Annotated in this window: 23 protein-coding genes and 1 tRNA gene; 11 read left to right on the top strand and 13 right to left on the bottom strand. The window is 71.0% G+C overall.

Annotated elements, in window-relative coordinates:
* Positions 1 to 65 precede the first annotated feature (65 nt).
* Together F1D97_RS04790 and F1D97_RS04785 are read left to right on the top strand one after the other, a co-directional pair.
* Positions 66 to 2,792: a cation-translocating P-type ATPase gene (locus tag F1D97_RS04790; RefSeq protein WP_236122566.1), complete on the top strand. Its 2,727-nt coding sequence runs from the start codon at positions 66 to 68 to the stop codon at positions 2,790 to 2,792.
* A gap of 95 nt (positions 2,793 to 2,887) precedes the next feature.
* A complete protein-coding gene (locus F1D97_RS04785) occupies positions 2,888 to 4,414 on the top strand; it encodes an MFS transporter (RefSeq protein WP_236123486.1) in 1,527 nt (508 codons plus the stop codon).
* 3 nt (positions 4,415 to 4,417) lie between these two features.
* Here F1D97_RS04785 and F1D97_RS04780 read toward each other — a convergent pair whose 3' ends face one another.
* Entirely contained in the window at positions 4,418 to 7,054 is a 2,637-nt protein-coding gene (locus tag F1D97_RS04780) for a LuxR C-terminal-related transcriptional regulator (RefSeq protein WP_236122565.1), read from the bottom strand.
* An 87-nt stretch (positions 7,055 to 7,141) separates the two neighbouring features.
* Here F1D97_RS04780 and F1D97_RS04775 point away from each other — a divergent pair, with 87 nt between their 5' ends.
* Both F1D97_RS04775 and F1D97_RS04770 read left to right on the top strand, forming a co-directional pair.
* Positions 7,142 to 8,032 (top strand): DUF6325 family protein, encoded by an 891-nt coding sequence (locus F1D97_RS04775; RefSeq protein ID WP_236122564.1) that lies wholly within the window; start codon positions 7,142 to 7,144, stop codon positions 8,030 to 8,032.
* 49 nt (positions 8,033 to 8,081) lie between these two features.
* Positions 8,082 to 8,408: an SHOCT domain-containing protein gene (locus F1D97_RS04770; RefSeq protein ID WP_236122563.1), complete on the top strand. Its 327-nt coding sequence runs from the start codon at positions 8,082 to 8,084 to the stop codon at positions 8,406 to 8,408.
* Positions 8,409 to 8,480: 72 nt separating this feature from the next.
* Here the strand turns inward: F1D97_RS04770 and F1D97_RS04765 are convergent, their stop codons facing one another.
* Together F1D97_RS04765 and F1D97_RS04760 are read right to left on the bottom strand one after the other, a co-directional pair.
* A complete protein-coding gene (locus F1D97_RS04765) occupies positions 8,481 to 9,326 on the bottom strand; it encodes an LppM family (lipo)protein (protein ID WP_236122562.1) in 846 nt (281 codons plus the stop codon).
* A gap of 81 nt (positions 9,327 to 9,407) precedes the next feature.
* Complete coding sequence (locus F1D97_RS04760; RefSeq protein WP_236122561.1) at positions 9,408 to 10,028, bottom strand: polysaccharide deacetylase family protein; 621 nt, start codon at positions 10,026 to 10,028, stop codon at positions 9,408 to 9,410.
* A gap of 395 nt (positions 10,029 to 10,423) precedes the next feature.
* On the opposite strand from F1D97_RS04760, the gene F1D97_RS04755 reads away from it, so the two are divergent.
* Positions 10,424 to 11,482, top strand: a complete 1,059-nt coding sequence (locus F1D97_RS04755) for a DNA methyltransferase (RefSeq protein WP_236122560.1) — start codon at positions 10,424 to 10,426, stop codon at positions 11,480 to 11,482.
* A 4-nt stretch (positions 11,483 to 11,486) separates the two neighbouring features.
* On the opposite strand, the gene F1D97_RS04750 is transcribed toward F1D97_RS04755, so the two are convergent.
* Positions 11,487 to 12,449, bottom strand: a complete 963-nt coding sequence (locus F1D97_RS04750) for a hypothetical protein (RefSeq protein ID WP_236122559.1) — start codon at positions 12,447 to 12,449, stop codon at positions 11,487 to 11,489.
* Between the two features lie 225 nt (positions 12,450 to 12,674).
* Here F1D97_RS04750 and istA point away from each other — a divergent pair, with 225 nt between their 5' ends.
* From istA to F1D97_RS04730, 4 genes are all read left to right on the top strand, one after another.
* On the top strand, positions 12,675 to 13,898 hold the full coding sequence (istA, locus tag F1D97_RS04745; protein ID WP_236122558.1) for an IS21 family transposase: 1,224 nt from the start codon (positions 12,675 to 12,677) through the stop codon (positions 13,896 to 13,898).
* A complete protein-coding gene (istB, locus tag F1D97_RS04740) occupies positions 13,898 to 14,686 on the top strand; it encodes an IS21-like element helper ATPase IstB (RefSeq protein WP_236122557.1) in 789 nt (262 codons plus the stop codon). Before istA ends, istB begins: the two co-directional genes overlap by 1 nt.
* 87 nt (positions 14,687 to 14,773) lie before the next feature.
* Entirely contained in the window at positions 14,774 to 16,033 is a 1,260-nt protein-coding gene (locus tag F1D97_RS04735; RefSeq protein WP_236122556.1) for a hypothetical protein, read from the top strand.
* On the top strand, positions 16,030 to 16,653 hold the full coding sequence (locus F1D97_RS04730; protein ID WP_236122555.1) for a hypothetical protein: 624 nt from the start codon (positions 16,030 to 16,032) through the stop codon (positions 16,651 to 16,653). The genes F1D97_RS04735 and F1D97_RS04730 overlap by 4 nt, the downstream gene beginning before the upstream one ends.
* A 167-nt stretch (positions 16,654 to 16,820) precedes the next feature.
* On the opposite strand, the gene F1D97_RS04725 is transcribed toward F1D97_RS04730, so the two are convergent.
* The 4 genes from F1D97_RS04725 to F1D97_RS04710 form a co-directional block, all read right to left on the bottom strand.
* Complete coding sequence (locus F1D97_RS04725) at positions 16,821 to 17,687, bottom strand: IS3 family transposase (protein WP_236122554.1); 867 nt, start codon at positions 17,685 to 17,687, stop codon at positions 16,821 to 16,823.
* Complete coding sequence (locus F1D97_RS04720; protein ID WP_186811418.1) at positions 17,684 to 17,971, bottom strand: transposase; 288 nt, start codon at positions 17,969 to 17,971, stop codon at positions 17,684 to 17,686. Before F1D97_RS04720 ends, F1D97_RS04725 begins: the two co-directional genes overlap by 4 nt.
* A 68-nt stretch (positions 17,972 to 18,039) precedes the next feature.
* Positions 18,040 to 19,389: a hypothetical protein gene (locus tag F1D97_RS04715; RefSeq protein ID WP_236122553.1), complete on the bottom strand. Its 1,350-nt coding sequence runs from the start codon at positions 19,387 to 19,389 to the stop codon at positions 18,040 to 18,042.
* The gene (locus F1D97_RS04710; RefSeq protein WP_236122552.1) at positions 19,386 to 19,781 is read right to left on the bottom strand and encodes a hypothetical protein; all 396 of its coding nucleotides are present in this window, start codon (positions 19,779 to 19,781) and stop codon (positions 19,386 to 19,388) included. The genes F1D97_RS04715 and F1D97_RS04710 overlap by 4 nt, the downstream gene beginning before the upstream one ends.
* A gap of 951 nt (positions 19,782 to 20,732) precedes the next feature.
* Between F1D97_RS04710 and F1D97_RS04705 the strand changes: the two genes are divergently transcribed.
* Entirely contained in the window at positions 20,733 to 22,127 is a 1,395-nt protein-coding gene (locus tag F1D97_RS04705; protein WP_236122551.1) for a tyrosine-type recombinase/integrase, read from the top strand.
* A gap of 231 nt (positions 22,128 to 22,358) precedes the next feature.
* Here the strand turns inward: F1D97_RS04705 and F1D97_RS04700 are convergent.
* A tRNA-Ser gene (locus F1D97_RS04700) sits at positions 22,359 to 22,449 on the bottom strand.
* Between the two features lie 195 nt (positions 22,450 to 22,644).
* On the opposite strand from F1D97_RS04700, the gene F1D97_RS04695 reads away from it, so the two are divergent.
* Complete coding sequence (locus F1D97_RS04695) at positions 22,645 to 23,220, top strand: hypothetical protein (protein ID WP_236122550.1); 576 nt, start codon at positions 22,645 to 22,647, stop codon at positions 23,218 to 23,220.
* A 96-nt stretch (positions 23,221 to 23,316) separates the two neighbouring features.
* On the opposite strand, the gene F1D97_RS04690 is transcribed toward F1D97_RS04695, so the two are convergent.
* The 4 genes from F1D97_RS04690 to F1D97_RS04675 form a co-directional block, all read right to left on the bottom strand.
* Positions 23,317 to 23,775 carry a PIN domain-containing protein gene (locus F1D97_RS04690; RefSeq protein WP_236122549.1) on the bottom strand — a complete coding sequence of 153 codons (459 nt, stop codon included), beginning with the start codon at positions 23,773 to 23,775 and terminating at the stop codon, positions 23,317 to 23,319.
* A gap of 120 nt (positions 23,776 to 23,895) precedes the next feature.
* Positions 23,896 to 24,507, bottom strand: a complete 612-nt coding sequence (locus tag F1D97_RS04685) for a GTP-binding protein (RefSeq protein WP_094181657.1) — start codon at positions 24,505 to 24,507, stop codon at positions 23,896 to 23,898.
* Complete coding sequence (locus F1D97_RS04680; protein WP_094181656.1) at positions 24,488 to 24,865, bottom strand: DUF742 domain-containing protein; 378 nt, start codon at positions 24,863 to 24,865, stop codon at positions 24,488 to 24,490. The genes F1D97_RS04685 and F1D97_RS04680 overlap by 20 nt, the downstream gene beginning before the upstream one ends.
* 13 nt (positions 24,866 to 24,878) lie before the next feature.
* A complete protein-coding gene (locus F1D97_RS04675; protein WP_094181655.1) occupies positions 24,879 to 25,328 on the bottom strand; it encodes a roadblock/LC7 domain-containing protein in 450 nt (149 codons plus the stop codon).
* Positions 25,329 to 25,348: the final 20 nt, after the last annotated feature.

The raw sequence follows: 25,348 nt of genomic DNA, 5'->3' as shown, positions 1-25,348 counted from the left end.
GGCACGGGTGAGGCCACCCGGCGGGCGCGCCTGTGAGCGTGGGAGCCGAGGCACCGGGAGGAACCATGACGATGGCACCCGAGACCAGCGCGGCCCTGCGCGCGTACGCGGCCGAGGCGACGCAGGTGTGCGCGGCGCTCGAGGTCGACCCCGCCGTGGGGCTCACCGCCGCGCAGGTCGCCGCGCGCCGCGAGAGGTACGGGCGCAACGCGCTGGCCGAGGAACGCAAGGAGCCCGCGTGGCAGGCGTTCCTGCGGCAGTACAAGGACCTCATGCAGCTCGTGCTCGTGGGCGCGGCGGTGGTGAGCATCATCGCGCTCGGGGACGTGACCACGGGCGTCGTCGTGCTGGCGCTGACGGTCTTCAACGCGCTCATGGGGCTGCACCAGGAGGGCAAGGCGGCGCAGAGCGTGGCGGCGCTGCGGCAGATGCTCGTCATGAACGCGAAGGTGCGGCGCGACGGGCAGCAGCAGGTGGTGCCCGCCGAGGCGCTCGTGCCGGGCGACGTCGTCGGGTTCGAGGCGGGCGACAAGGTGCCCGCGGACGGCCGGCTGCTCGTCACGGCGGCGCTGGAGATCGAGGAGTCCGGGCTCACGGGCGAGAGCCAGCCCGTCGCCAAGAGCGTCGCGGCCGTGCCCGGCGACGACGTGCCGCTCGGCGACCGGCTCGACATGGCGTACATGAACTCGCAGGTCACGCGCGGTCGCGGCGAGATGGTCGTGACGTCCACGGGCATGTCGACCGAGGTCGGCCGGATCTCCGGGATGCTCTCGGGCGTCGAGCAGGACAAGACGCCGCTGACCAAGCAGCTCGACCGGATCACCGTGATCATCACCGTCATGGCGGCGGCCGCGCTGGTCGCGATCGTCGCGCTCGGGCTCGCGCGTGGGCAGGACTTCGACTCGCTGTTCGTCGTCGGCATCAGCCTCGCGATCGCCGCGATCCCCACGGGCCTGCCCGCGGTCGTGACGATGCTGCTGTCGCTCGGCACGCGGCAGCTCGCCGAGAAGGGCGCGATCGTCAAGCGCCTGAAGTCGGTCGAGACGCTCGGCTCCACGTCGGCGATCTGCTCGGACAAGACCGGCACCCTGACGCTCAACCAGATGACGGCGCGCCGGCTCGTCGCAGCGGGGCACCGGTTCTCGGTCGACGGCGAGGGCTACTCGACGGCCGGCCGGATCATGACGGTCGCCGGGACCGGCGACCTGCCGCTCGAGCCGTACGCGCTGCCGATGGCGCTCGCGAGCGACGCGGTGGTCCGCGACGGCGCGTGCGTAGGCGACCCGACCGAGGGCGCGGTCGTCGTGCTCGCCGCGAAGGCCGGGCTCGACGTCGAGGAGACCCGCCGGACGTACCCGCGCGTCGCGGAGGTGCCGTTCGACGCGGAGTACAAGCTCATGGCGACGTTCCACGACATCGCGGGCGTCGTGCGCTGCTACGTCAAGGGTGCGCCCGACGTGCTGCTCGCGCGCTCGACGAGCGTGCAGGGCGCCGACACCGCACGCGCGTGGGACGAGGTGCGCGCCGCGGTGCTCGCCGAGAACGACGCGATCGCCGCCGAGGGCATGCGCGTGCTCGCGGTCGCGCAGCGCGACCTGCCCGCCGGCTCGGTGGCCGGTGCGACGCCCGAGCAGCTGCTCGCGCTCGTCGACGGCCTCGAGCTGCTCGCGCTCGTCGGGATCGTCGACCCGCCCCGCAAGGAGGCGCGCGACGCGATCGCCGAGTGCCACGAGGCGGGCATCCGGGTCCGCATGATCACGGGCGACCACGCGACCACCGCCGCCGCGATCGCCGCCCAGCTCGGCATCGAGGGCCGCGCGCTCACCGGCGCGCAGTTCGCGGCCATGACCGACGACGAGCTCGACGCGCAGGTCGACGAGATCGGCGTCGTCGCGCGCGTCGCGCCCGAGGACAAGGTGCGGCTCGTCGACGTGCTCAAGCGGCGCGGCGAGATCGTCGCGATGACCGGCGACGGCGTCAACGACGCGCCCGCGCTGACGCGCGCGGACATCGGCGTCGCGATGGGCATCACCGGCACCGAGGTCACCAAGGACGCCGCCGAGATGATCCTCACCGACGACAACTTCGCGACGATCGTCGCGGCCGTCGAGGGAGGGCGCGGGCTCTACGACAACCTCATGAAGTACATCCGGTTCCAGATGGTCGTGCTGACCGGGTTCATCCTCACGTTCGTGGGCGCGGGGATCTTCACGATCGCCGACGGCACGCCGCTCACGCCGCTGCAGATCCTGTGGATCAACTTCGCCATCGACGTGGTCCTCGCGATCGGGCTCGGGTTCGACGAGCCGACGCCCGGGCTCATGCGCCGACGACCACGCTCCCCCGAGACGCCGGTGATCGGGCGCGCGCTGGGGGCGCGCCTGGTGGTCGGTGGGCTGTTCATCGCGGTCGGCACGCTCGTGGTCGTCGCGTACGGCGAGGACCGGTACGGCCTCGTCGTCGCGACGACCATGGGCCTGACGGCGATGTCGCTCCTGCACGTCGTCGCCGCGCTCGAGTGGCGGGACCCGCTCGCGAGCATCTTCTCCCACGAGACGCTGGAGAACGGGCGGTTCGTGCTGCTCATGCTCGTCGTGATCGCGCTGACGTTCCTGGTCACGACGATCGACGGGCTGCAGCGGATCTTCGGCACCACGGAGCTCGACGGGCCGCAGTGGCGTGCGTGCCTGCTGGTCACGCTCGCGTTCCTGGTGCTCGTGGAGCTGGGCAAGCTCGTGCTGCGTGCCGTGGTGCGGCGTCGCGGGGTCGCGCCCGAGGCGGTCGCGGCGTGACGGGTCCCGACGAGCGGGCGCCGCTCGACCCCGCTCCCGACGAGGCGTCCGCCCGGGTGCAGGGGCCCGCGCGGCGCCTCGCGGTGCTGCTCGCGATGGCGATGTTCGTGCTCGTCGTCGACACGTCGATCATGAACGTGTCGATCTCCGCCGTGGTGCGGGACGTCGGCACGACGGTCAGCGGCGTGCAGACCGCGATCGCGCTCGAGGCGCTCGTCTCGGCCGCGTTCATCCTCATCGGCAGCAAGCTCGGCGACCTGTTCGGCCGCAAGCGTGCGTACCTGCTCGGGCTTGGCGGGTACCTCGTCGGCGCGGTCGCGATGACGTTCACGACCGGGCTCACGACGATCGTCGTGCTGTGGGCCGTCGTCGGCGGGCTGGGCGCCGCGCTGCTGCTGCCGTCCATGCAGTCGCTCATCCACGGCAACTTCTCCGGCCCGGCGCGCAAGTGGGTCTACGCGCTCGTCGGTGCCGCCGCGTCGATCGCCGCGGCCGTCGGGCCGCTGCTCGGCGGGTTCATCACCACGTACCTGTCCTGGCGGGTCGCGTTCGGGCTCGAGGCCATCATCATCCTCGTCGTGCTCTCCGGTGCGAAGCTCGTGCACGACGCACCGTACGAGGGCGAGCGCACGGTCGACCCGGTCGGCGCGGTGCTGTCCGTGCTCGGCATGGGCGGCGTGGTGCTCGGCGTGCTCGTCTGGCAGGAGGGCGGCGAGTCCGTGGGTGCGCTGCTCGTCGTCGGGCTCGCGGCGCTGCTCGGGCTCGCGCGCTGGCTCGTCGTGCGGCACCGCGCCGGCCGCCCCGCGCTCATCGACCCGACGCTGTTCGCCGCGCCGCTGTTCCGCCTCGGCGTGACGCAGCAGATGCTCCAGCAGATCGCCCTCGGCGGCGCGATGATCTCGCTGCCGATCTTCCTGCAGATGGTGCTCGGCTACGACGCGATGCTCGCCGGCCTGTCGATCGCGCCGCTGTCGCTGTCGATGTTCGCCGCGGCGCTGCTCGCCGGGAAGCGCGCCGGCCGCACCCGGCCCGCGGTCGTCGTGCTCGCCGGGTTCGCGCTGCTCGTCGTCGGCGTCGCCGCGCTCCTGCCCGTCGTGCCGCGCGCGACGTCCGGCTGGTGGCTGGCCGTCCCGCTCGTCGTCGCCGGGTGCGGGCTCGGCCTGCTCGTCTCGCAGCTCAACAACTACACGCTGTCCCCGATCAGCGGCGCCCGCGTCAGCGAGGCCGCGGGCGTCAACTCCGCGACCGGGTCGTTCGGCCTGTCGTTCGGGCTCGCGCTCACCGGGGCGGTCATGCTCGCGTCGATCGCGTTCGGCTTCACCGCGCAGGCCGACGCGAGCGACGTGCTGCCGCCCGACGACAAGGAGCAGATCGCCCGCGCGCTCGAGGACGACGCTCAGGTCATGAGCGACGCACAGCTCACCGCGCTGCTCGCCGACGAGCCGCCCGAGATCGCCGACGAGGTCCTGCGCATCAACACCGAGGTCCGCCCGCGCGCGCTGCAGATCGCGCTGCTCGTGCCGCTCGTCGCGGGGACCGCGGGCGTGCTCGTCGCGCTGCGCATGCGCCGCCGGCCCGACCCGCAGCCGAACGACGCCGCCGAGTCCGTGCTCGGCGGCTGAGCCTCAGGTCAGCAGTCCCAGCTCGCGCGCCCGCCGCACCGCCTCACGTCGGCTGTCCACCCCGAGCTTGCGGAACAGCGCCTTGAGGTGCGCCTTGACCGTGTTGACGGAGACGTAGAAGTCCGCCGCGATCTCCGCGTTGGTCTGCATGGTCGGCAGCGCCGCGAGGATCGCGAGCTCGCGGCTGGTCAGCGGGTCGAGCAGCGGCTCCGGCTCGTGCGCGGCGGGCTCGACCGGCGCGAGGCGCCGGACCACGTCCGCGAGCTCGCCGGGGTGCAGCTCGAGACGTTGGCGCAGCCGGGTGGCGAGCGCGGGCGACGTCACGAGCAGGAACGGCCGCGCGAGCACCGACGGCGCGGCCACGTCGATCGCGCGGTCGAGCGCGTCGTCGCACCGCGCCGGGTCGCCCACCTGCTGGTACGCGGCGGCCGCGACGACCCACGCCTCCGCCTCGCCGAGCACGTCCCCGTCCGCGCGCGCGTGGCGCTGCGCGTCGCACGCGAGCTGGACCGCCGCGCGCGCCTCGCCCCGGTCCAGCCGCGCGCGGGCGTCCGCGAGCAGGACGACGTCCCGCGAGGCGCCGAGCGCCGACAGGTCGGGCGGGGCCTCGCCCAGCAGGCGCGCGGTCTCGAGGCTCGCGCGCCACGCGAGGTCCGCGAGCACGGGCGAGACCGACGCGTCGAGCGCGCCCGCCGCGTGCAGGGCCGCGCGCGCCGCGCGGGTCCGCCCGCGCTGCACCGCGACGAGCGCCTGCATGAGGTGGATCGCCGTCTCCGTGGGCGGCTCCTCGCCTCCCAGGTCGCTCGCCAGGCCGCGCACGAGCAGGCGGTCCGCCTCGTCGACCTCGCCGCGCAGGATCGCGACCCACGCGAGCGCCGCGTACGCGCACCGGCACTGCAGGTAGGTGGACCAGCCCAGGGCCGTCGCGTCGGCGAGCACGTGACGCCCCGTCCGGGCCGCCCGCGCCAGGTCACCGTCGAGCGCCGCGGCGAGCGCGAGGTACGCGCGTGCGTTGACCAGCGGCAGCAACGGCGGTGCGCCCTCCCACGCCCGCACGAGCGACTCCAGGCGCGCTCGCGCACCGACCACGTCCCCGCCCCAGAACAGCCCCACCGCGTGCGCGTTCGCCGCGAGCGCGCGGTACGCGGGCCACACCGGCGTCGGCAGGGGCGCGGCGTCCAGCGCCGCGAGCGCGGCCGCGCCCGACGTCGTCGTCGTCGCCGGGTCACCCAGGCCGCGCGCGGCGCTCGCCGTGAGGATCTCCAGCAGCGCGACGAGCTGCGGGGTGGCCTCGGAGCCCGCGACGAGCTCGCGGGCCCGCTGCGCGTGCGCCATGGCCGCCACGAACCGCCCGCCGAGGACGGCGAGCGCCGACGCGCACAGCTCCACGGCCGGGTCCGGCTCCAGGTCCGCGAACGGCACGCGCCCCACGAGCTCGAGGAGCGCCTCGCGCTCGACCGCGACGAGACCCACGGCGGCGCTGTCGACGAAGACCCGACCGAACAGCGACCAGTCCTCGATGCGCGCGGCGAGCTCGAGCGCGAGCAGGGGCTCCCCGTGCCCGACGAGCCACACCGCCGCGTTGCGGTGCGCCGCGCGCCACGACTCGTGGTCGTCGGCCGACAGCCGGCCGAGCAGGATCTCGCGCAGCAGCGGGTGGTACCGGAACCACGCCCCGCCCGCCCCGAGCGGCGTCACGAACGCGCTGTGCTCGACGAACGCGCGCCACGGCGCGACCGCGTCCGCCCCGGGCAGGATCGCCTCGACCAGGTCGGCGCACGTCGAGCGCGTGACGCTCGTCATCAGCAGCACGCGCTGCACGTCGGGCGGCAGCTGCGTCAGCACCTCCGCGACGAGGTAGTCCGACGCGTCCTGGTCCGGTCGTGTCGCCGCGCGCGCACCCGCGGGGGACCTGAGCTGCAGCCGCACGCCCACGGCCCAGCCGTCGGTGTCGGCGAGCACGCGCGCGACGTCGTCGCTCGTCAGCGTCAGCCCGCGCTCGACCCCCAGCGCCGCGACCGCGGACGCGTCGAACGCGAGGTCGTCCGCGACGACCTCGGCGAGCTCGTCCTCGACCCGCAGGCGGTGCACGCGCACGAGCGGGTCCAGCCGGGCGACCACGACGACCCGCAGCGGCAGCGGGTAGCGCAGCAGGTCCTCGACCCCCTCGACCACCTCGGGGCGCTGGACGTGGTGGAAGTCGTCGAGCACGAGCACCACGGGCTCCGGCAGGTCCTCCAGGCCGCGCAGCAGCTGGGAGCGGAACTCGGGCGAGGCGGCGACCGGCACGCGCAGCGTCGCGAGCGCATGACCGTCCGGCACGGCCCCGCTCGCGCGCAGCGCCTCCAGCACGTCGCTCCAGAACGCACCCGGCGCGTCGTCGTGCGGCTCGAGCGTCAACCACGCGACCCGCCGTTCCGTCGTCGCGGCCCACTGCGCGACCGCGACCGTCTTGCCCCACCCGGGACCCGCCGAGACGACCGTCAGCCGCCGGTCCACCGAACGCTCCAGCAGCGCCTCGACCGCCGGGCGACGCACCACGTGCACCGGGTGCGGCACCGTCCGCCGGGCGCGGGCGAGGGCCGGGGTACCCCGCTCCCCCGGGCGGACCGAACCTGCTGCGGTCGTCTGCGCCGCCATGGGGGCAGCCTAGAGCGCGAGCACCCCAAACGGGTGATTTGCACGAATGACCCGCCCGGGACAGTGGAGAAGCCGGGAGGGGGTGCCGTGCGATCCAGGATCATCGAGCTCACGATCGAGGGACCCGTCGAGGACGACCAGCTCGAGGCCCTCGAGGAGTCGGGCGTGCGGTACGCCGCCGCCCACACCGTGCTGGTCGCCGAGGTCCGCGACAGCGCCGCGCTGTTCGGCGTGCTGCAGCGGCTCGGCTCGCTGGGCCTCGACGTGCTCGGGCTGCGCACGCTCGAGGCCGGCGCGCAGGCCGAGGTGGAGATCGTCGTGCGCGGCGCGCTCGGCGAGCTCATGGAACGCATGCTCGGCGCCGAGCTCACCCGGCCGCACGCCGCCAGCCACACGTACCACCTGGAGGACGTGCAGCTGGCCGACCTGCTGCACCGCGTCGAGGCCGCGTCCGGCGCGGGCACCACCGCGCGGGCGACGACCGCGCACACCGACGGCACCGGGACGGACCCGGTGCGTGAGGAGGACGAGATGACCGCGGACCTGGAAGAGATGGGACCCGTCGACTACCTGGTCGTCGAGTTCCCGCAGAACAAGCTGGACGGCACGGCCTTCCCGCTGCTGGTCGACCTCGTGGAGAAGGGCATCATCCGCGTGCTCGACCTCGCGTTCGTCCGCAAGGACGCCGACGGGGTGGTGTCCGGGGTCGAGATCCACGACCTGGACGTCGAGGGCGACGCCGACCTGACGGTCTTCGCGGGCGCGTCGTCGTCGCTCGTCGGGCAGGACGACATCGACGAGGTCGGGGTCGCGCTCGAGCCCGGCTCCGCGGCGGGGATCCTCGTCTACGAGAACGCGTGGGCCGCGCCGTTCGCGACCGCGCTGCGCAAGGGCGGCGGCCAGGTGGTCGCCGGAGGGCGCATCCCGATCCCCGCGATCCTCGCGGCGCTCGACGCCGCCGAGGCCCAGCCGGCCTGAGGCCGCGGGCGGCGCCCACGCGCCGCCCACCCCCAACGAGGAGGACGACATGCCAGGACTGATCCGCGGGGTGGCCCGCACCGCCGTCGTCGCCGGGACGGCGAGCGCCGTGTCGGGGCGGGTGCACCACCGCCAGCAGGGCCGGTGGGCCGAGCAGGAGGCGCAGGCCGCGTACGCGCAGCCGACCTACGCGCAGCCCGCGCCCGCCGCGCCGGTCTACGCCGCGCAGCCCGTGTACGCCGCGCCCGCGCCGGCCGAGGACGAGCTGTCGATGGACGAGAAGATCGCGCACCTCAAGGAGCTCGCCGCGCTGCGCGACTCCGGTGTGCTGACGCCGACCGAGTTCGAGGTGCAGAAGGCCAAGCTGCTCGGCTGACGCCGGACGTGCGAACGGCGGTGGCGCGACCCGGGAGCCGGGCGCGCCACCGCCGTCTGCGGACGTGCGGGGTCAGTCCTGCTGCGGGGTGGCGGGCGGTGCCGGGGGCACGTCGCCCGCGGCCGGGGCCGGCGGGACGTCCGCGGCGGCCGGCGGCACGTCGGTCGCGGCCGGGGGGACGTCGATGATGCCCGGCGCCGGCGGGACCGCGGCGGCCGGGGCACCCGGGACCGCCTCGTACGCCTGCGCCGCACCCGGCTCGACGCCGTCCTTGCGCGCGTTGCGGCGGCGCACCAGGACCAGCGTGATCACGACGACGAGCGCGACGAGCACGAGCCCGACGAGCACCCACACGAGTGTGAGCACCGGGAAGCCCGAGCTCTCGCTGTCGGAGGCGACCGCGTCGATCTTGATGACGTCGCCGGCCTCGCCCTCCCACGTCACGGTGTTGCCGGAGATCGTGCCGTTGGACGACTCGACCTTGCCGGGGAACGTGAACGCGACCTTGACCTCGCCGCCGCTCATCCCGGTCTCCTCGCCACCGGAGAGGTCGAGCTCGCCGTCGACGACGAACGTGCCGTCCTCGTGCGTGACCTTCATGTCCTCGTCGCCGAACTCCGACAGCGCGATCGAGTCGAACGTGTACGTGCGACCCACGTACTCGTCGTCCTCGTACGCCTCCGACGACGACGCCTCGCCGTCGAACGGGTCCTCCGAGCCGAACGCCTCGTCGAACGACATGCCCGTGGTCTCGAGCAGCGAGCTGCTGACGGCCAGCACGACGGTGCCGTCGACCGTGTCGTCGGCGTTGAACGTGAGGTTCATGTCGAGCTTGAGGCAGCCCGAGAGGGTGAGCAGGAGTGCCGCCATCGCGGACACGAGCGCAAGCGCGCGCACAGGGCGTCTGGTCGTGGACATGCGACGATCCTCCCGCACTGCGGCGCTTCGTCGTGCCGCAATCCACAGGTCGGTCTGGTATCGGCCGGTGTTTGCGCCCGTTCAGCCGATGGGCCGCCCGTGCGAGAACACCCGGCCGGGCGCGACCCGCTCCCCCAGGAGCTCGGGGACCGTCACGAACGCGTAGCCGTCGGCCGCCAAGGCGTCGACGATCGCCGGCACCGCGTCGACGGTCGAGTCCTGCCAGTCGTGCATCAGCACCACCGACCCCGGCCGCACCCCCGCGACCACGCGCTGCGCCGTCCGCTCGGCGAGGGCACCGGCCTCCCAGTCCGCCGGGTCCACGTCCCACAGCACCACGGCCTCACCGTGCGCCGCGACGGCCGCGACCACCTCGTCGTCCAGCTCGCCGAACGGCGGCCGGAACACCGCCGTCACGACGCCCGTGGCCTGCGCGACCGCGTCGGCCGCCCGCGCAACCTCGTCGTCCACCTCCGCGCGCGGCAGCTCGGGCAGGTGCGGGTGGCTCCACGTGTGGTTCGCCAGCGCGTGCCCGCCCGCGTGGATCGCGCGCACCGCGTCCGGGTCCGCCGCGACGTGCTCGCCCTGCAGGAAGAACGTCGCCCGCACGCCGCGCGCCGCGAGCATCTCCAGCAGCCGCCGCGTGTTCGCGCTCGGCCCGTCGTCGAAGGTCAGCGCCACCACGCGCCGCTCGTCGTCCACGCGTGCAACCTACCCCCACCCCTCCACGCCGAGTGCGCGCGTACCAGGTCGAGTGCGCACGCACCGCGTACGCACTCGCGCACGAACGTGCGCACTCGGCGGTGGGGTGGCCGGGTGGGGTGGGGCGGAGGGCAAGGGATTCGAACCCTTGAGGACGAGAGGTCCCGCCCTAACGGTTTTCAAGGGCGTCTCTTGACTCTGTATCACCGCAGTTCAGAGGCCACTCGGGCGCAGCGAGCAGATGGCGCGACAGCCACCTGACAACCGTCGCTGAGCGGTATCGCATCACGGCCGGCACTGTCAAGCGACCCTTGGACGCTCCCGGTGGATGCGTTTCCGAGGGCGACGGCGGTTCACCACCGGGGCTGTCTCCGGGCGCCGGTAGGGTCTGCGCCATGCCCGTCGAGTTTGTCACCGCTGAGCCGCCGTACACGCTCTTCAAGGGCAACGTGGTGCGGGCGTACGGCGGCTGGCCGTCTCCCACGACGATCATCAGCGACGGCGCCTACGGCGTCCGAGGCTTCCGCGGCGACACGACCGGACCCGAGGGCCTTGCTGACTGGTACCGCCACCATGTCGAGGCCTGGTCCCAGGCAGCCACGCCTGCAACGACGTTGTGGTTCTGGAACACCGAGGTCGGCTGGGCGAACGTGCACCCGCTGCTCGAAGCGCATGGGTGGTCGTACGTTCAGACGATTACCTGGGATAAGGGTGTCGGCCATATCGCCGGGAACGTCAACGGGAAGACCATCCGTCGGTTCCCGGTCGTCTCTGAGGTCTCGGTGCTGTACGAGCGCCGCCTGACTCCGGAGACCGACAACGGGCCGATGGACGTCCAGGCCTGGCTGCGCTACGAGTGGCAGCGCGCTGGGATTCCGCTCTATCGGGCCAACGAGGCGTGCGGCGTGAAGAACGCTGCTACCCGCAAGTACCTAACGGCCGACTGGCTCTGGTACTGGCCACCCGGGGTCATGGTGGAACGTCTCGCGGCGTACGCGAACGAACACGGGCGGGAGAGCGGTCGACCGTACTTCTCGCTGGACGGCAAGCACTCCGTCACTTCGACGGAGTGGGACTCGCTGCGCTATCGCTGGAACCACACACACGGTCTGACCAATGTCTGGACGCGTCCCGCCCTTCGAGACGACGAACGCCTCAAGGGAACTCTCGAGCGTTCGGCACCCCGCACGTACAACCCGACGATGCTCGCGGCCGCGCACTTCAACCAGAAGCCGCTTGAGTTCATGGAACGGCAAATCGCGGCTGTGACCCAACCGGGCGATGTCGTTTGGGAACCATTCGGGGGGCTCGCGTCGGCGTCGGTCGCCGCAGTCCGGATGGGCCGACGCGCATACGTCGCAGAACTCGACGAGACGTTCCAGCGGCTCGCCGAGCAGCGCCTTGCCTCTGAGGTTGACTCGGCACAACTTCAGGGGCCTTCTCGCGCCTCGTAGGAACTCAGGCGTCGTTACCCGTGTAGGCACGTACGAGTTGCTCAACCAGTGACACGACCTGCTCGGCCTCCTGTTCGCCACGTTCCCGCATCGCCTTCAGCGCTCGCGTTTCCAACGCCAGGCGAAGCTCCTCGGGGCTCGCCTGGTCGGTGTGCTGCTTGAGGAAGTACACCCAACTGCTGACCGGGATGCCGAGAACTTCGAGCGCCATCGTTGAGTCGATGAACGCGTCCATGAGCGGCTTGCAGCGCGGTAGGCGACCGAAGTTCTTGCCGCCGTCGTACGCCGGCACGGCTGACACGAGCTCTGCCTTCGATGGATACGGGGCCGCGTCGACGGGGTAGGTCACCGCCTTGCTCTTACCGCCCTTCTCACGCCTGACGTGCTCCCACCAGTAGTCTCGCCATTCAGCGGCGTACCTTGCACTCTCTACCCATGGCTTCGCCACTCGAGGCGAGCCGGAGACCGCATTAGAGAGATACCACGGAACGACACAGACCATGTCGTGCAGCGCGCACGCGGCTGGCGAGACCTGATAGCGCAGGCTCGGAACCCCTTCCTTGGCGAACGTGAACCAGCCCTTGAGCTCGATGCCGAGCTTTGTGTCTTCGCGCTCGCGCGAGCGGAAGGTCAGCCGCACGTCGGGGAAAGCCTGGGACGAGCGCTCGAAGGTATACCCCTTCCAGTCGTTGTCGGGGTCCCAAAGGTCCCGTAGACCGTTCAGCGCGCGAACGACTTCTACCTCGATGCCAGCACCCATCAATGTGTTGAGGTTGAACAGGTCAGTGGCGTTGATGCCGCTCACTGGGTTGTCGAACGCGAAGTGCCCCGGGAGGGCGAGCAGAGCGGACTCGACGTTGTTCCGGAGGATGGTGAGTCCATCGCTCGGGTCAAGAACGGGTGGCACCGGTGGTGCAGGCAACACACTGCCAGATCCCTCTCTCACGTCTGGCTCTTCGACGCTCATAGAGGGACCCTAACGATCCCGCGGGCGAGTCGGCGTCGACGCACCGGTGCGGCTTCTCTCGACTTGCCTGGGTGGCTCCGTCGTGCGCCCGGACTACGCAACGCGACGAGACGTCAGAGTCGCTCGACTTCTACCACCACCCTTGCGACGGCTGTCGACGACGCCTGAAGACTGATCAGGGATCGACGGCTGAAATCTGACCAGGCTGCCGTGATCCTGAGGAGGGTGATCGGTGTGGAGGACTGGGCAGAGGTCCGTCGGCTGCGTCGCGTCGAGGGCAAGTCGATCTCGGCGATCGCGCGTGACCTCGGGATCGCGCGGAACACCGTGAAGAAGGCGCTGGCCAGCGACCGGCCGCCGAAGTACGAACGCCCGGCGAAGGGCTCGCTGGTCGACGCGGTCGAGCCGCAGATCCGCGAGTTGTTGGCGTCGTGCCCGAGCATGCCTGCGACGGTGATCGCGCAGCGGATCGTCTGGGAGCACTCGTTGACGATCTTGAAGGACCGGGTGCGGGTGCTGCGCCCGTACTACCTGCCCCCGGATCCGGCGTCGCGCACGACCTACGAGCCGGGGCACCGGTTGCAGTGCGACCTGTGGTTCCCGCCGGTCGACGTGCCGCTCGGGGCGGGGCAGGTCGGGTCCCCGCCGGTGCTGGTGATGGTGGCGGGCTACTCACGGATGATGTTCGCGCTCATGCTGCCCTCGCGGCAGGCCCCGGACTTGATCGCCGGGCACTGGGCGCTGCTGACGTCGATGGGCGCGGTGGCTCGTGAGCTGGTCTGGGACAACGAGGCCGCGGTCGGGTCCTGGCGGGCCGGCAGACCGAAGCTGACCGAGGAGTTCGAGGCGTTCCGCGGGGTCCTGGGCATCGGGGTCCACCAGTGCCGCCCGCGCGATCCGGAAGCCAAGGGGCTGGTCGAGCGCGCGAACGGCTACTTGGAGACCTCGTTCCTGCCCGGGCGGGTGTTCACCAGCCCCGAGGACTTCAACGCCCAGCTCGCTGACTGGCTGCCGGTCGCGAACGCCCGCCAGCACCGCGCTCTGGGTTGCCGGCCGTTGGACCGGTGGGCGGCCGACCGGGACGCGATGCTCACCTTGCCGCCGGTCACCCCGCAGCTCGGATCACGCGCGCGGGTCCGGTTGCCGCGTGACCACTACGTCAGAGTCGGGTCGAATGACTACTCGGTCGACCCGGTCGCGGTCGGCCGGTTCGTCGAGGTCGTCGCCGACCTTGAGCAGGTCACCGTGCGCCTGGGCGCGAAGGTCGTCGCGTCGCATCAGCGGTGCTGGGCGCGGTGGCAGACGGTCACCGACCCCACCCACAAGGCCGCCGCCCTGGCGCTGTCCCACGCGGCCGCGCACCGCGCGCCGGCGACGGACCTCGACGAGGTCGAGCAGCGTGACCTGGGCGCCTACGACGCCGCGTTCGGCCTGACCGAGGTCGCCTGATGCCCGCCACGAGGGCCCCGGCCCGGGACGTGACCAGCGAGCTCGCGTTCTTGACCCGCGCGCTGAAGGCCCCGACGCTGCGCGAGGCGGTCGAGCGGCTCGCCGAACGCGCCCGCGCGGAGTCCTGGACCCACGAGGAGTTCCTCGCGGCCTGCCTGCAACGCGAGGTCGCCGCCCGCGAGACCCACGGCGGCGAAGGACGCATCCGCGCCGCCCGGTTCCCCGCCCGCAAGTCCCTGGAGGACTTCGACTTCGAGCACGCCCGCGGCCTGGCCCGCGACCAGATCGCCCACCTGGGGACCTTGGACTTCGTGACCGCCCGCGAGAACGTCGTCTTCCTCGGCCCGCCCGGCACCGGCAAGACCCACCTGGCCACCGGGATCGCGATCCGCGCCTGCCAGGCCGGGCACCGGGTCCTGTTCGCGACCGCCTCACAGTGGGTCGACCGCCTGGCGACCGCGCACCACGACGGGCGCCTGCAAGACGAGCTACGCCGCCTGGGCCGCTACCCGCTGCTCGTGATCGACGAGGTCGGCTACATCCCCTTCGAACCCGAGGCCGCGAACCTGTTCTTCCAGCTCGTCTCAGCCCGCTACGAACGCGCCTCCCTGATCGTCACCTCGAACAAGCCGTTCGGCCGCTGGGGCGAGGTCTTCGGCGACGACACCGTCGCCGCCGCGATGATCGACCGCCTCGTCCACCACGCCGACGTCATCGCCCTCAAAGGCGACTCCTACCGACTCAAGAACCGCGACCTCGGCCGCCCACCCGCGGCCAGCACAGACTGACGACAACCAAGGCAGGGTGGTCAACTTTCAGACGTCGATCCCTGATCAGGATTCAGCCGTCGTTGACACCGCTGCTACCTTCTGGCGGTGGTGCGAGTTGACGAGCTGCCGAGAATCCTGTTCCTGCGCGTTCCGGCATCGGACCGCGCGCAGTTCGACGGGCTTCCCGGGACTCACACGTACGTAGATGAGCTCGACAGCGTCCACCCGTCCGACCATGACCTACTCGTGGTCTTCGGCGCGGATTACGTCAACCGAGGCGACTGGCCCGTCCTGGGGTTCGGGGTTGAGCATGCCGGGCCGTACCACAAGAGTTACCCGCGCAACAACGCCCGCCATGCCCACGTGTCGAATGCCATCAAGGACAAGTCGCTGCGTGCCCTAGTGCAGAGATCCATCGTCGACGTCATCGCAGACCGTCCTCGAAGCGTGTGGACGCAGTTCACGTCCTCGCACACGTTCGGGAGGGCCACGACTGAGAACCTCGACGAGGGAGCCCACCGCCTCGTCCAGCTCGGCGCGGAGGGCGCGACGTACGCCCTCTTGGCCGAAACGTACGACGGCTTGGTCTGGGCGCTGCCTGACGAAACGACGGAGCGCCGGGCTTGGCTTGTGCATGTCCTACGGTTCCTTCACACGGCGGCACCCGATACGTTCCCGGCCGAGCCTGACTGGCAGGCGGGGGCAGCATGGGCCCCACCTGAGCTGAGTACAGCCATCTCCGACCTTGAGCGACAGGTGGCGGACCGCGAACGCCTCATTGCCGAAGCAGACGCACGCGTGGAAGCGGCCGAACAGGCAGTGGACAACGCACGTCGAGACGCAGCTGCTGGCCCCTGGCGACTCCTAACGGCCGAGGGCGACGAACTCGTCGCAGCGGTGGGCTCCGCGCTCCGTGCATTCGGCTTCACGGTCGCCGAGAAGGACGACGAGCACCACGCGACACATGGGCGTCGTCTTGAAGACCTCTTGGTCACTGACCCCACCGCGCCTGACTGGGAGAGCCTCGTGGAGGTAAAGGGCTACTCGCGCGGGGCTCGAGTGAACGACGTCGCGCAGGTCGTGGGCGCGCCGTCCACGTACTTCGCTGCCGACCGCGGGCGAGCGCCCGCTTCCGTGTGGCACGTGGTCAACGTCGAGCGCGGCGTCGACCCGTCTGCGCGGGCGGTCGCAATTCCCAATGACAAGGACCTTCGAGCTCTCACCGACGCAAGCGGTGCGCTGATTGACACGAGGATGTTGTTCCGGGCGTGGTGCGCGGTGAAGGAGGGGCTGGACACCGTGAAGGTAAGAGCGTCGTTGCGGTCGGCGCGAACTCGTTGGACGTGGCCAGAGGAGAACGGGTGATGGGGTCGCTCTTTGAACCGGCAGCACCAGGGCAGTGGCGCCGAAACGCGGTCGCGGACCATTACCACGAGAACCTCGGCGTTGTTTCTGCGGGATACCAGCGTGCCGCAGAAATGCTCGTGGAAGCGTGGGAGGCAGAGCGGTTCGACCCGCTCCTCCTGCCGATCGTGCTTCTGTACCGGCATGGACTTGAGTTGCAGTTGAAGCACGCGATTACGGTTACCGAGCGTGCGCTTCGCGAGGTCGGGCAACCAGGCAGGACGCCGACCGAGCTGGACGCGTGGTTCAAGCGCAAGGCAGGCCATCGTCTGAAGGCGCTGCGCGATGAACTCTCACGCCAGTTGCGCGACCTCGGCGTCCAGCAGCCGCTGGACACGGACGTGTCCGACGCAATCGACGAACTCGCAGACTTCGACCCTTGGGGTGAGACCTTCCGCTACACGACGACCCTTGAGAAGGACAAGGCGACCGGTGCGACGCAGTCGGTCCGGAACCCACGCCCGGGCGACCCGGCGAAAGGCGCGGTGGTCGACGTTGTCGCGCTTGGCGCCAAGTTGGACACCGCAATTAATCATATCGGTGACGTCTGGAGTCACGTCGAGGCCACGTATCTCCCGTAGAGGCGTCGCGGGGCCTGTCACCAACGCACGGTGCCCGTAGTCCGGTCACGACAAGCGCCCGGACCTTCTACGCAGCCTTCGCTGCGCGTCGTTCGGCGTGTGCGCGCTGCTCTTGCGCGTAGAGGTGGGAGCCTGACCCGGTTTCCCGGACAGTTCGGGTTGGTTGATCATGCCGCCGCGGTAGCGGTGGTGTGAAGGTCCTCGAAGTCGTTCGGGGACCGGTAGCCGAGGCCGGAGTGGCGCCGGTGGGGGTTGTAGAAGCCTTCGATCCACTCGAAGATCGCCGCGGCGAGCTCCTCGCGGCTGGCCCAGGTGCGCCGGTCCAGGAGCTCGCGCTGCATGGTCGACCAGAACGACTCCATCATCGTGTTGTCCACGCTCGAGGCGACCCGGCCCATGGACCCGAGCAGGCCGGCCGAGCGCAGCCGGTGCCCGAAGATCCACGAGGTGTGGGCTCCGCGGTCCGCGTGGACGATCACGCCCGGCGCGGGCTGGCGGGTCCAGATGGCCATCTGCAGGGCGTCGACGACCAGCTCGGAGCGCATGTGGTCCGCGATCGACCACCCCACGACCTTGCGGGTGAACACGTCCAGGACCGCGGCGCAGTAGACCTTCCCGGTGTTCGTGGGGTGCTCGGTGATGTCGGTGCACCACAACCGGTCCGGGCTGTCGGCGGTGAAGCGCCGGCGGACCAGGTCCTCGTGCGGTGCAGGCAGCGGCCGCTGTCCACGACGTTTGCGCCGGTGACACACCCCGGCCAGGCCCGCGGAGCGCATCAGCCGGGCCACGCGCTTGCGCCCGCTGGCCAGACCCAGACCGAGCCGCAGCTCGGCATGGACCCGGGGAGCCCCGTAGGTGCACCGCGACATCTGGTGGACCGCCACGATCGTCGCGGTGAGCTCGGCGTCGGCCAGCGACCGGGCCGAGGGCGGCCGGACCTGCCAGTAGCCGGACCTGGAGACCTTCAGCACCCGGCAGGCCACCGCGACGGACACCCCGTCCTCGGCGAGCTCACGGACCAGCCGGAACGTCATTTTGGGAGGACGTTCTCCCGGGCGAAGTAGGCGCTGGCGCGCTTGAGGATCTCGTTCTCCATCTCCAGCACCCGGGTCCGGCGGCGCAGCTCGACCAGCTCCTTGCGTTCCTCGCTGGTCAGACCCTCCCGACGGCCGGTGTCCACGTCGTCCTGGGCCATCCACCGACGCAGGCACGACTCGCTGATCCCTAGGTCGGCCGCGACCTTCGCGACCGGCTGCTGGCCACTGCGGGCCAGGTCCACTGCTCGGCGCCGGAACTCCGGCGGCTTGGCTGCAGGCACAAGGACTCCTCTCGAAGGTGACATCGTCACCTCACGGCAGGTGTCCGGGAAACCGGGGCAGGCTCCGCTCATCCCCAGGGCGTGTAGGGACTCCCGGCTGTGATGCGTTCGGCGATGCGCCGCAGCCGGTCGGCGATCTCGGCATCCTGGCTGTCGATCGCTTCTATCGCGAGCCGGAGGTTGGTGGCGCCGTTGCGGACTTCCCACGCGAGGTCTTTGAGCAGGTCGTGCAGGACGTCGTTCAGGTCCTCGAAGTCTCGGCCCGGCCCGAACCGCCCGAGTCCGATCGACGCGTCCCGCTCCACAGCTGACAGGCTCGACGTCAGCAGCAGGTCCCGTCCGAGCGTGTCGAGCTCGTCAGCGATGGACGGCATGTAGACCGCATAGACCTCCTCCAGCAGCGCCCGCTCCAGGACGAGCACGTCCTCGCTGTCATACACGGCCGGCTGCGTCAGATCGTACGAGCTGCGGTCCCGGCCGATGTTCGCGAGGTTCGCCCGCAGGTTGTCCGCGACCGCTTGCTCCTCGTCGCGGATCCGAATGGCCAGCCTGCGCAGCTCGGACCGCAGCGCGAACATCACCTCGGAGTATGACCCGGGCGCTTCGGGGGCGCGGCCCGACGGTGCCGGTGCGGTCTCGGACAGAATCTCGATGGCGAGACCGCCGACCTCGAGCGCGGTGCTGACCCCGCCGGTCGCGAAGATGCCGACGCCCTTGCCGATCCATGCGAGTGTTTTCAGCAGGTCGTCCCAGTCACCGCCGCCACCGTCCGCGATCTGCCTCATCGCGTCGCGTGCCATCCGAATAATGTCTTCCAAGCTCTCGGACGCACCGGCCCACAGGGCTTGCTGGGCGGCGATGTCGGTGCCGCGCACCACCGAGATCGCGTGCATCCCACCGATTGCGCTTCCGAGCTGTCCGAGGAACTTCGCTTTGTATGACGCGATCAGCGTCCCGGACATGGCGACGAGATTCTGGTTCACGCGCGCTGAGAGGTGTGCGAGCTCTCCGCCGCCTGTGGCAACACCGCCTTCGGTTGACGCCGCACCGGAGAGGGCGCGCGTCGTTTGCCGGCACCGCTCGACGACCTGAGCGATGATGTTGGGGTTCGGGAGGTCGAGCCACGGTGCGACGAGCTCGTCGATAGCGGCACGGATGCTGCCGAACTGCACCTTGTACGTGGCGCTCTCATCGGCTCTGTACTCGCTCCCTGACGTGAAGTCGCCGCCCCCGTTGCCGTCAGGGCCGGGGCGGGTGACCTGGTCGTCTGCGAAGTCCAGGTTCGCTTGACCCACGGGTCTGTACACGTCACCGCGCGCGGCCCAGTTTGGGCGCACCTCGGTTCTCATCCAAGCGTCGATAGCTGCTTGCTTGAGCTCGCCGATGAGGACGTCCAGGTACGTGCACTGCGCGCTCACTCTTCGACGCTTCCAGCCTGCCCCGCGCCCGCTCGAGCGCTCTGGCGCTCCGATGGCTGCCGGTGCCGCACGATGAGCCACGCGGTGATGAGAAAGCCGACGGCGATGATGAGTGTCTGACGGTCCTGACGGGCGTCCCGGCACGCCGCGAGGAGGATGGTGCTTGCGTCGTCCAGGTCGGCGACACTGCTCGTGTCGAGGTACCGGTTGACTGCCCTGGCTTGTTCGTTCGTCAGTTCGGTGTTCAACCCGACCGACTGTCGCCACTCCAGGCCGAGCGGGCGGCACCCCACTCGGTCGCCGCCCTTGACCTGGATGCTGGGCGGGACAAGCAGCAACGCCCCGCACAGGACGACCAGCGCCGCGTTCCGCGCGACCTGCCACCACGACATTCGACTTCCCCCTGCTCGTCCCGTGCCTGAGCGCTTAGCCGCAGCCGGCGCGCGCGCCCCAGGGTAGGACGAAACGGGCGCCCATCTGTGCGGTTCTCCACGGGTGGGCGAACTCCGCTGCCGATCAGGCTGGCTCGGGTATCCCAACGCGTGGGTCCCGAGCAGCGGTCGGCGGCACGGTGGAGCTCGCCCACAGGGAGACATCGCAGCAGCCCTCCGCGCACCGCGCAGCGCACGCCGTGCATACCCAGACCGTGTGCCTCCGGGCCTCGGTGCACCCGCACGCGGTCCATGTCCCGACCGGCCCGTGTCGTCCCGTCGCGGTCCAGAGCGTGCCGCACGCGGGGCCAGCTACTCGGTGGGAGGCGCAGCCAGCCGGCGCGCGTTTCGGCCCACGCTGGGGTGCCGTCCGGGTGGTGGAGCGCGGTCGGGGGACGGCGGCGCGAGGGCGGGGGCATGGGGCTAGCGTAGGTCGAGATCGAACGCATGTACGGTGACGCACGTCACATGTCGAGAACGCCCGGTGTGTCTGCCAGCGGGCGGAATGCCTGTATATCCCGTCCGGAAGATCGTAGGCATGGCCTCTCGTGCAGCACTCCGGACGACGGTCGGGCACCAGCCCGCACCCATCGTCGCGCTGCGCCCCGCCGTACTCGACGACGAGCCCACCTTCCGGTATCTCACCATCCCGCAGGTCTGCGCGATGACCGGGTACAGCAGGACCACCATCGAGCGCGCCCTGCGAGACGGGCACATCGGCCGGTACGGACTCCCCCGCGCACCCAGGCTCCTCGAGCACGAGGTCATCGGATGGATGGCCGACCCGCCCGCGCCCAAGCGCCGCCCGTCGAGGACGACCGAGCGGGCCGGGCTCCCCGGGTCACAACTCCGATGGTGACCAGCCGGCGTGGGCCGCGGACACTGACAACCACAGACCGATAGCGTTCACCCGTGGCAACGTACGTCGAGTCGACACGGCGCTGGGTCGCATCTGTCCGCTACACCGACCCCGTCACGGGCGCGGACAAGCGGAAATACCTCTACGGCGCCACCGAGGCCGAGGCCGACGCGCGCGCCGCCGAGTTCCGCGCCACTCCCCCGAGCGAAATGCCCACCGGGGACCGCCCGAGCGATGTGCGGATGCTGCTCGGACGCTGGCTAAGCGAAAAGGACCCCGAGCTCGACCGCTCAGCCGTCGCATGGACGTTCACCGAGCAGCCGGTCCAGCGTGACCAGTGGCTCGACTACGAGTCGGTCATCCGCACGCACGTGCTGGACGACCTCGGTGCGATCAAGCTCGAAGCGCTCACCCATGCGCGGCTCCGCAGGTACTTCGTCGACCTCGCCAAGAAACGCTCACGGCGCGGCGGGACGTTGAGCGTCTCGACCCAGCGCAAGGTGCACTCGCGGCTCACCTCGGCGTTCCGGTACGCCGTCGTGCGCGGCTGGCTCCCCGCAGACCCCATGGCGGGCATCCCGACGCCGTCCGAGTCCGTCGAGGCGGTCGGACGGGTAGCTGACCTCAGCCCCGTGGAACGTGCGCTGACCGTCCCGGAAATGCGGCGGTTCGAGCGCTGGATCGCCACGAGATACGCCGACCATCTCGCCTACCAGGTGCGCTGGCGGCTGGCATTTAGCGTGGGGCTCCGGCAGGCGGAGCTCCTCGGTCTGACCTGGGATGCGATCGACCTGGCCGCTCGGACGATCACCGTGCGCCAGCAGCTCCGCAAGACCGAACACCGCCACGGGTGCGCGGGTGATTGGCCGGACCCCGACACCAGCCCGTGCACGGTGTCGGCACGCGTCCTGAACCCACGCGCGAAAGCGGTGACCGCGTACTGGTGCCCGCAGCGGATCGACGCGGAGACGCGCATCGTCGCGACGACGAAGAGCAAGCGCGTCCGGTACGTGCGCGTGGGCGAGCGAGAGGCAGGGATGCTCGCGGAGCTCTACGCGCAGCAGCACCCGGTGGACGCTCCCCCGGTCGCCCAGCGCGAGACGCAGCGCCTCGCACGCTCGCGTGCGATGCGGGTCTACCCGATCGCGGACGCCGACCTCGTGATCCGGCACCCGAGGGGCGGACACGTGACCCCCGCCGTGGACAACGCCGTATGGCACGCGGCATGCGAGGGCGCCGGGGTTTCCAGCATCGGTCGGGACGTCCACGCTGCCCGACACACCGCTGCGACACACCTGGTCGCAGCCGGCGTGCCTCTGACCACCGTGCAGGCGATGCTCGGGCACTCCACGATCGCGGTCACGCAGCGCTACGTGACGACGACCCGGGACACGCAGGACGCCGCTCTCGCCCAGCTGGACGCGCACCTCGCCTCGATCGAGGGCTGACGCAGGCGCTCTGACCTGCGAATTCACCCGTCTGAGCGACCGGCCCGGGCTCACATGCCGGGATCGAGCACGCCCGCCCACTGGACGCGCGGGTCGATCTGACAACCATCTGACAACCATTGACAACCGCTCACGGGCTGTCAGAGGCCGTATCCGGCAACGTGCAGCCAACCGCCCCAAGCGGTGCACCAGGCGCGAATACGCGCTCTGACCTGCGTAGACACTGCTCGGCGGAGGGCAAGGGATTCGAACCCTTGAGGACGAGAGGTCCCGCCCTAACGGTTTTCAAGACCGTCGCTTTCGGCCGCTCAGCCAGCCCTCCACGCCGGTCGCGACCGGCGGCCACGAGTGTCCCACAGCCCCCGGCACTCCTGACCTGCGCGCTCGCTCGTCGTGACGAGCCGGCCACCGCACCCCGCACGACCGCGGCCCCGCGGACGTATCTCCCGCTCTCGCGCGGGCCACCTCAGTTGCACGCGGCTCCCCTCCAGGGCCGCACGACAGTCAGGGGATTGCCATGAAGAAGTCCACCTCCACCGCGGTCGGCATCAGCACGGTCATGCTGCTCGGCCTCGGTGCCGCCGTCCTCGCCCCGTCCTACGGCGCGTCCGGCGACAACGACGTCACGGCCACCAAGCCGCAGAGCGCCACCATCAACGCGACGACTCCCAAGGTCTGTGACGGAGGCGTCCACAAGCGCCTGCAGACCCGCACCCAGGCCGACCCGTTCTCGTTCGCGGGGACGTCGAACGCCAACCGCAACGTGCCCGGCGCAGGCGTCGTGGTGTACGGCCCCGCCACCGGCTACGACACGCTGCTCATCACGTTCAGCGCGGAGAGCTACTACACCGGTACCGGCTGGCTCGGTCTCGAGGTGCACGACAACAACGTGCCCATCCAGCCCTACGCCAACAACGGCAGCCCGTACGCCTTCACGTCGCAGGCGAAGTACATGGGCACCAGCGCGCAGTTCTGCACGAAGATCAAGAAGGGCACCCACCGCATCCAGGTGAAGGTGAAGACCACCGGCGGGCCCGCCACCGACAGCGGCTGGATCGACGACTGGACGCTGAGCGTGCTGCGGTTCGAGTGACCGCACCACCCCACGTCGCCGGTGCATGCGGCAGTGCACCGGCGACGTGCCACGTCCGACGAGCGCCGGGTCACCCCGTCGTCGTCGGGCACCTCGTCAGGACGCCAGGAACGGCGTCCCGTCGCGCTCCCACCACCGGTCCGGCAGGCCCGGCGACACGACGTCGAGCCGGTACAGCGCGGCGACCCGCGCGAGCCGCGGGTCGTACGTGGCGACCGCGACGACGTCCGGGTGCGTCAGCGCCGCACCCGCGTGGACCGCGACGAACGGCGGCAGCACCCCCGCGACGTCCGTCGCACGGCTCACCGCCTGGTCCGACAGGCGCACGACCTCGATCTCACCCAGCGCGCGCTGCGCGACGTCACGCGCGTCGTGGTCGTGCATGCGCGCCGTCCCGCGCAGCTCGCTCACCCCGACCTGCGTCGTCAGCAGCCGCGGACCGTTGCGCCGCGCCCACACGAGCCACTCCGCGCGGTGCGGCGCCCCGGGCAGGTACCGGGACAGCGCCGACCCGTCCGCGTAGACGCGCGCACGGTCGTCGTCGGGCCTGGGCACGGTCCCATGATCCACGCAAACCGGCAGGCGCGGGACACGGCGCACGCGCGATCCCACGAATGCCGACGGCCGACCACCCCCGAGAGGGTGACCGGCCGTCGGTGCGTCGAGCAGCGCTGGTCAGCGCTGGCGCAGCCGCTCCATCGCGAGCTGGACCAGGGCGATCAGGGCCTGCTTCGTGGCCGCACGCGAACGCGCGTCCGTGTACATGACCGGGACGTGCGCCGGGATGGCGAGCGCCTCGCGGACGTCCTCGAGCGCGTGCTTCGCGACACCGTCGAAGCAGTTGACACCCACGACGAACGGGATGCCACGGCTCTCGAAGTAGTCGACCGCGGGGAAGCACTGGTCGAGGCGGTCGGTGTCCACCAGCACGACGGCGCCGATCGCGCCGCGCACCAGGTCGTCCCACATGAACAGGAAGCGGTCCTGGCCCGGGGTGCCGAACAGGTACAGCCACAGCTGGCCCGGCAGCGCGATGCGGCCGAAGTCCATGGCGACCGTGGTGGTGGTCTTGCGGTCCGACACACCGCCGGCGTCGTCGACGCCGATGGAGTGCTCGGTCATCGCGGCCTCGGTGTTGAGGGGCTCGATGTCCGAGATGGACCCGATGAAGGTCGTCTTGCCGACGGCGAACCCGCCCGCGACGACGATCTTGACGGTGGTGGGCGCTACGGCGCCAGCGGTTCCGGCCGGAGCGGCCACCGCGGCGTCAGAGGGCGGAAATGCCATTGAGAACACTCTCCAGCACGCTCAGGGACAGGGCGGGGGACTCACCGGTGTTGACCTCGACCGGCTGAGAGGTGTGCACACGCACGAGCTGGTGGTCGGACATGTCCGACACCAGGATCCTGATGACACCGATGGGCAGGTGCAGCAGCGCCGACAGCTCCGCTACCGAGATGTACGTGCTCGCGGCGTGCTGGAGGATCGCACGCCTCTCGGGAGGCAGACCCTGGCTGGACACTGCGTCCGGCAGCGCCTCGACCAATGCCTCGAGCGGCAGGTCGGAGCGCGCCGAGCGCACGCGCCCGCCGGTGACGGCGTACGGCCGTACCGTCCGGGCGACGTACTCGATGTGCTCACTCATGAAGTCATGCTCCTCAGACGGCGGGGGCTCGGGTAGCGCCGTCGACGGGGAGCTGGCCGCGCATCTCGGAGATGAGCTGCGGGGTCAGCGTCGCCTCGGTGCGGGACACGAGCATGGCCATCTCGTATCCGATGAGGCCGACGTCGCAGCTCGAGTCGGCGACCACGGCGAGGACGGAGCCGTTCGAGACGGTCATCAGGAAGAGGAACAGGGAGTCCATCTCGATGATCGCCTGGCGCACCTCCCCCGCACGCAGCTGCCGCGACGCGCCGCGGGTCAGGCTCGACATGCCGGAGACGATGGCTGCCAGCTGGTCGCCGCTGGTGCGGTCCAGCTGTTCCGACATCGCCATGAGAAGACCGTCGGCCGACACCACGAGCGTGTGGCGAGTGCCGGGCACGGTCCGGACGAAATTGTCCAGGAGCCAGCCGAAGTTGGCTGCCTCGGTGCTGAGCGCGGTCACACTTCCTCCTTGCTGGTGCA

It is taken from the genome of Cellulomonas palmilytica (assembly GCF_021590045.1).
Taxonomy (GTDB): domain Bacteria; phylum Actinomycetota; class Actinomycetes; order Actinomycetales; family Cellulomonadaceae; genus Cellulomonas; species Cellulomonas palmilytica.
The sequence above is the reverse complement of the archived record's forward strand: the minus strand, read 5'-3'. Positions and strand labels throughout refer to the sequence as shown.

What these genes read in the sequence shown, in the direction of transcription:
- F1D97_RS04790 (WP_236122566.1), top strand. Translation starts at nt 66, where the DNA reads ATGACGATGGCACCCGAGACCAGCGCGGCCCTGCGCGCGTACGCGGCC.
- F1D97_RS04785 (WP_236123486.1), top strand. Translation starts at nt 2,888, where the DNA reads ATGGCGATGTTCGTGCTCGTCGTCGACACGTCGATCATGAACGTGTCG.
- F1D97_RS04780 (WP_236122565.1), bottom strand. Translation starts at nt 7,054, where the DNA reads ATGGCGGCGCAGACGACCGCAGCAGGTTCGGTCCGCCCGGGGGAGCGG.
- F1D97_RS04770 (WP_236122563.1), top strand. Translation starts at nt 8,082, where the DNA reads ATGCCAGGACTGATCCGCGGGGTGGCCCGCACCGCCGTCGTCGCCGGG.
- F1D97_RS04765 (WP_236122562.1), bottom strand. Translation starts at nt 9,326, where the DNA reads ATGTCCACGACCAGACGCCCTGTGCGCGCGCTTGCGCTCGTGTCCGCG.
- F1D97_RS04755 (WP_236122560.1), top strand. Translation starts at nt 10,424, where the DNA reads ATGCCCGTCGAGTTTGTCACCGCTGAGCCGCCGTACACGCTCTTCAAG.
- F1D97_RS04750 (WP_236122559.1), bottom strand. Translation starts at nt 12,449, where the DNA reads ATGAGCGTCGAAGAGCCAGACGTGAGAGAGGGATCTGGCAGTGTGTTG.
- istB (WP_236122557.1), top strand. Translation starts at nt 13,898, where the DNA reads ATGCCCGCCACGAGGGCCCCGGCCCGGGACGTGACCAGCGAGCTCGCG.
- F1D97_RS04725 (WP_236122554.1), bottom strand. Translation starts at nt 17,687, where the DNA reads ATGACGTTCCGGCTGGTCCGTGAGCTCGCCGAGGACGGGGTGTCCGTC.
- F1D97_RS04710 (WP_236122552.1), bottom strand. Translation starts at nt 19,781, where the DNA reads ATGTCGTGGTGGCAGGTCGCGCGGAACGCGGCGCTGGTCGTCCTGTGC.
- F1D97_RS04695 (WP_236122550.1), top strand. Translation starts at nt 22,645, where the DNA reads ATGAAGAAGTCCACCTCCACCGCGGTCGGCATCAGCACGGTCATGCTG.
- F1D97_RS04685 (WP_094181657.1), bottom strand. Translation starts at nt 24,507, where the DNA reads ATGGCATTTCCGCCCTCTGACGCCGCGGTGGCCGCTCCGGCCGGAACC.
- F1D97_RS04680 (WP_094181656.1), bottom strand. Translation starts at nt 24,865, where the DNA reads ATGAGTGAGCACATCGAGTACGTCGCCCGGACGGTACGGCCGTACGCC.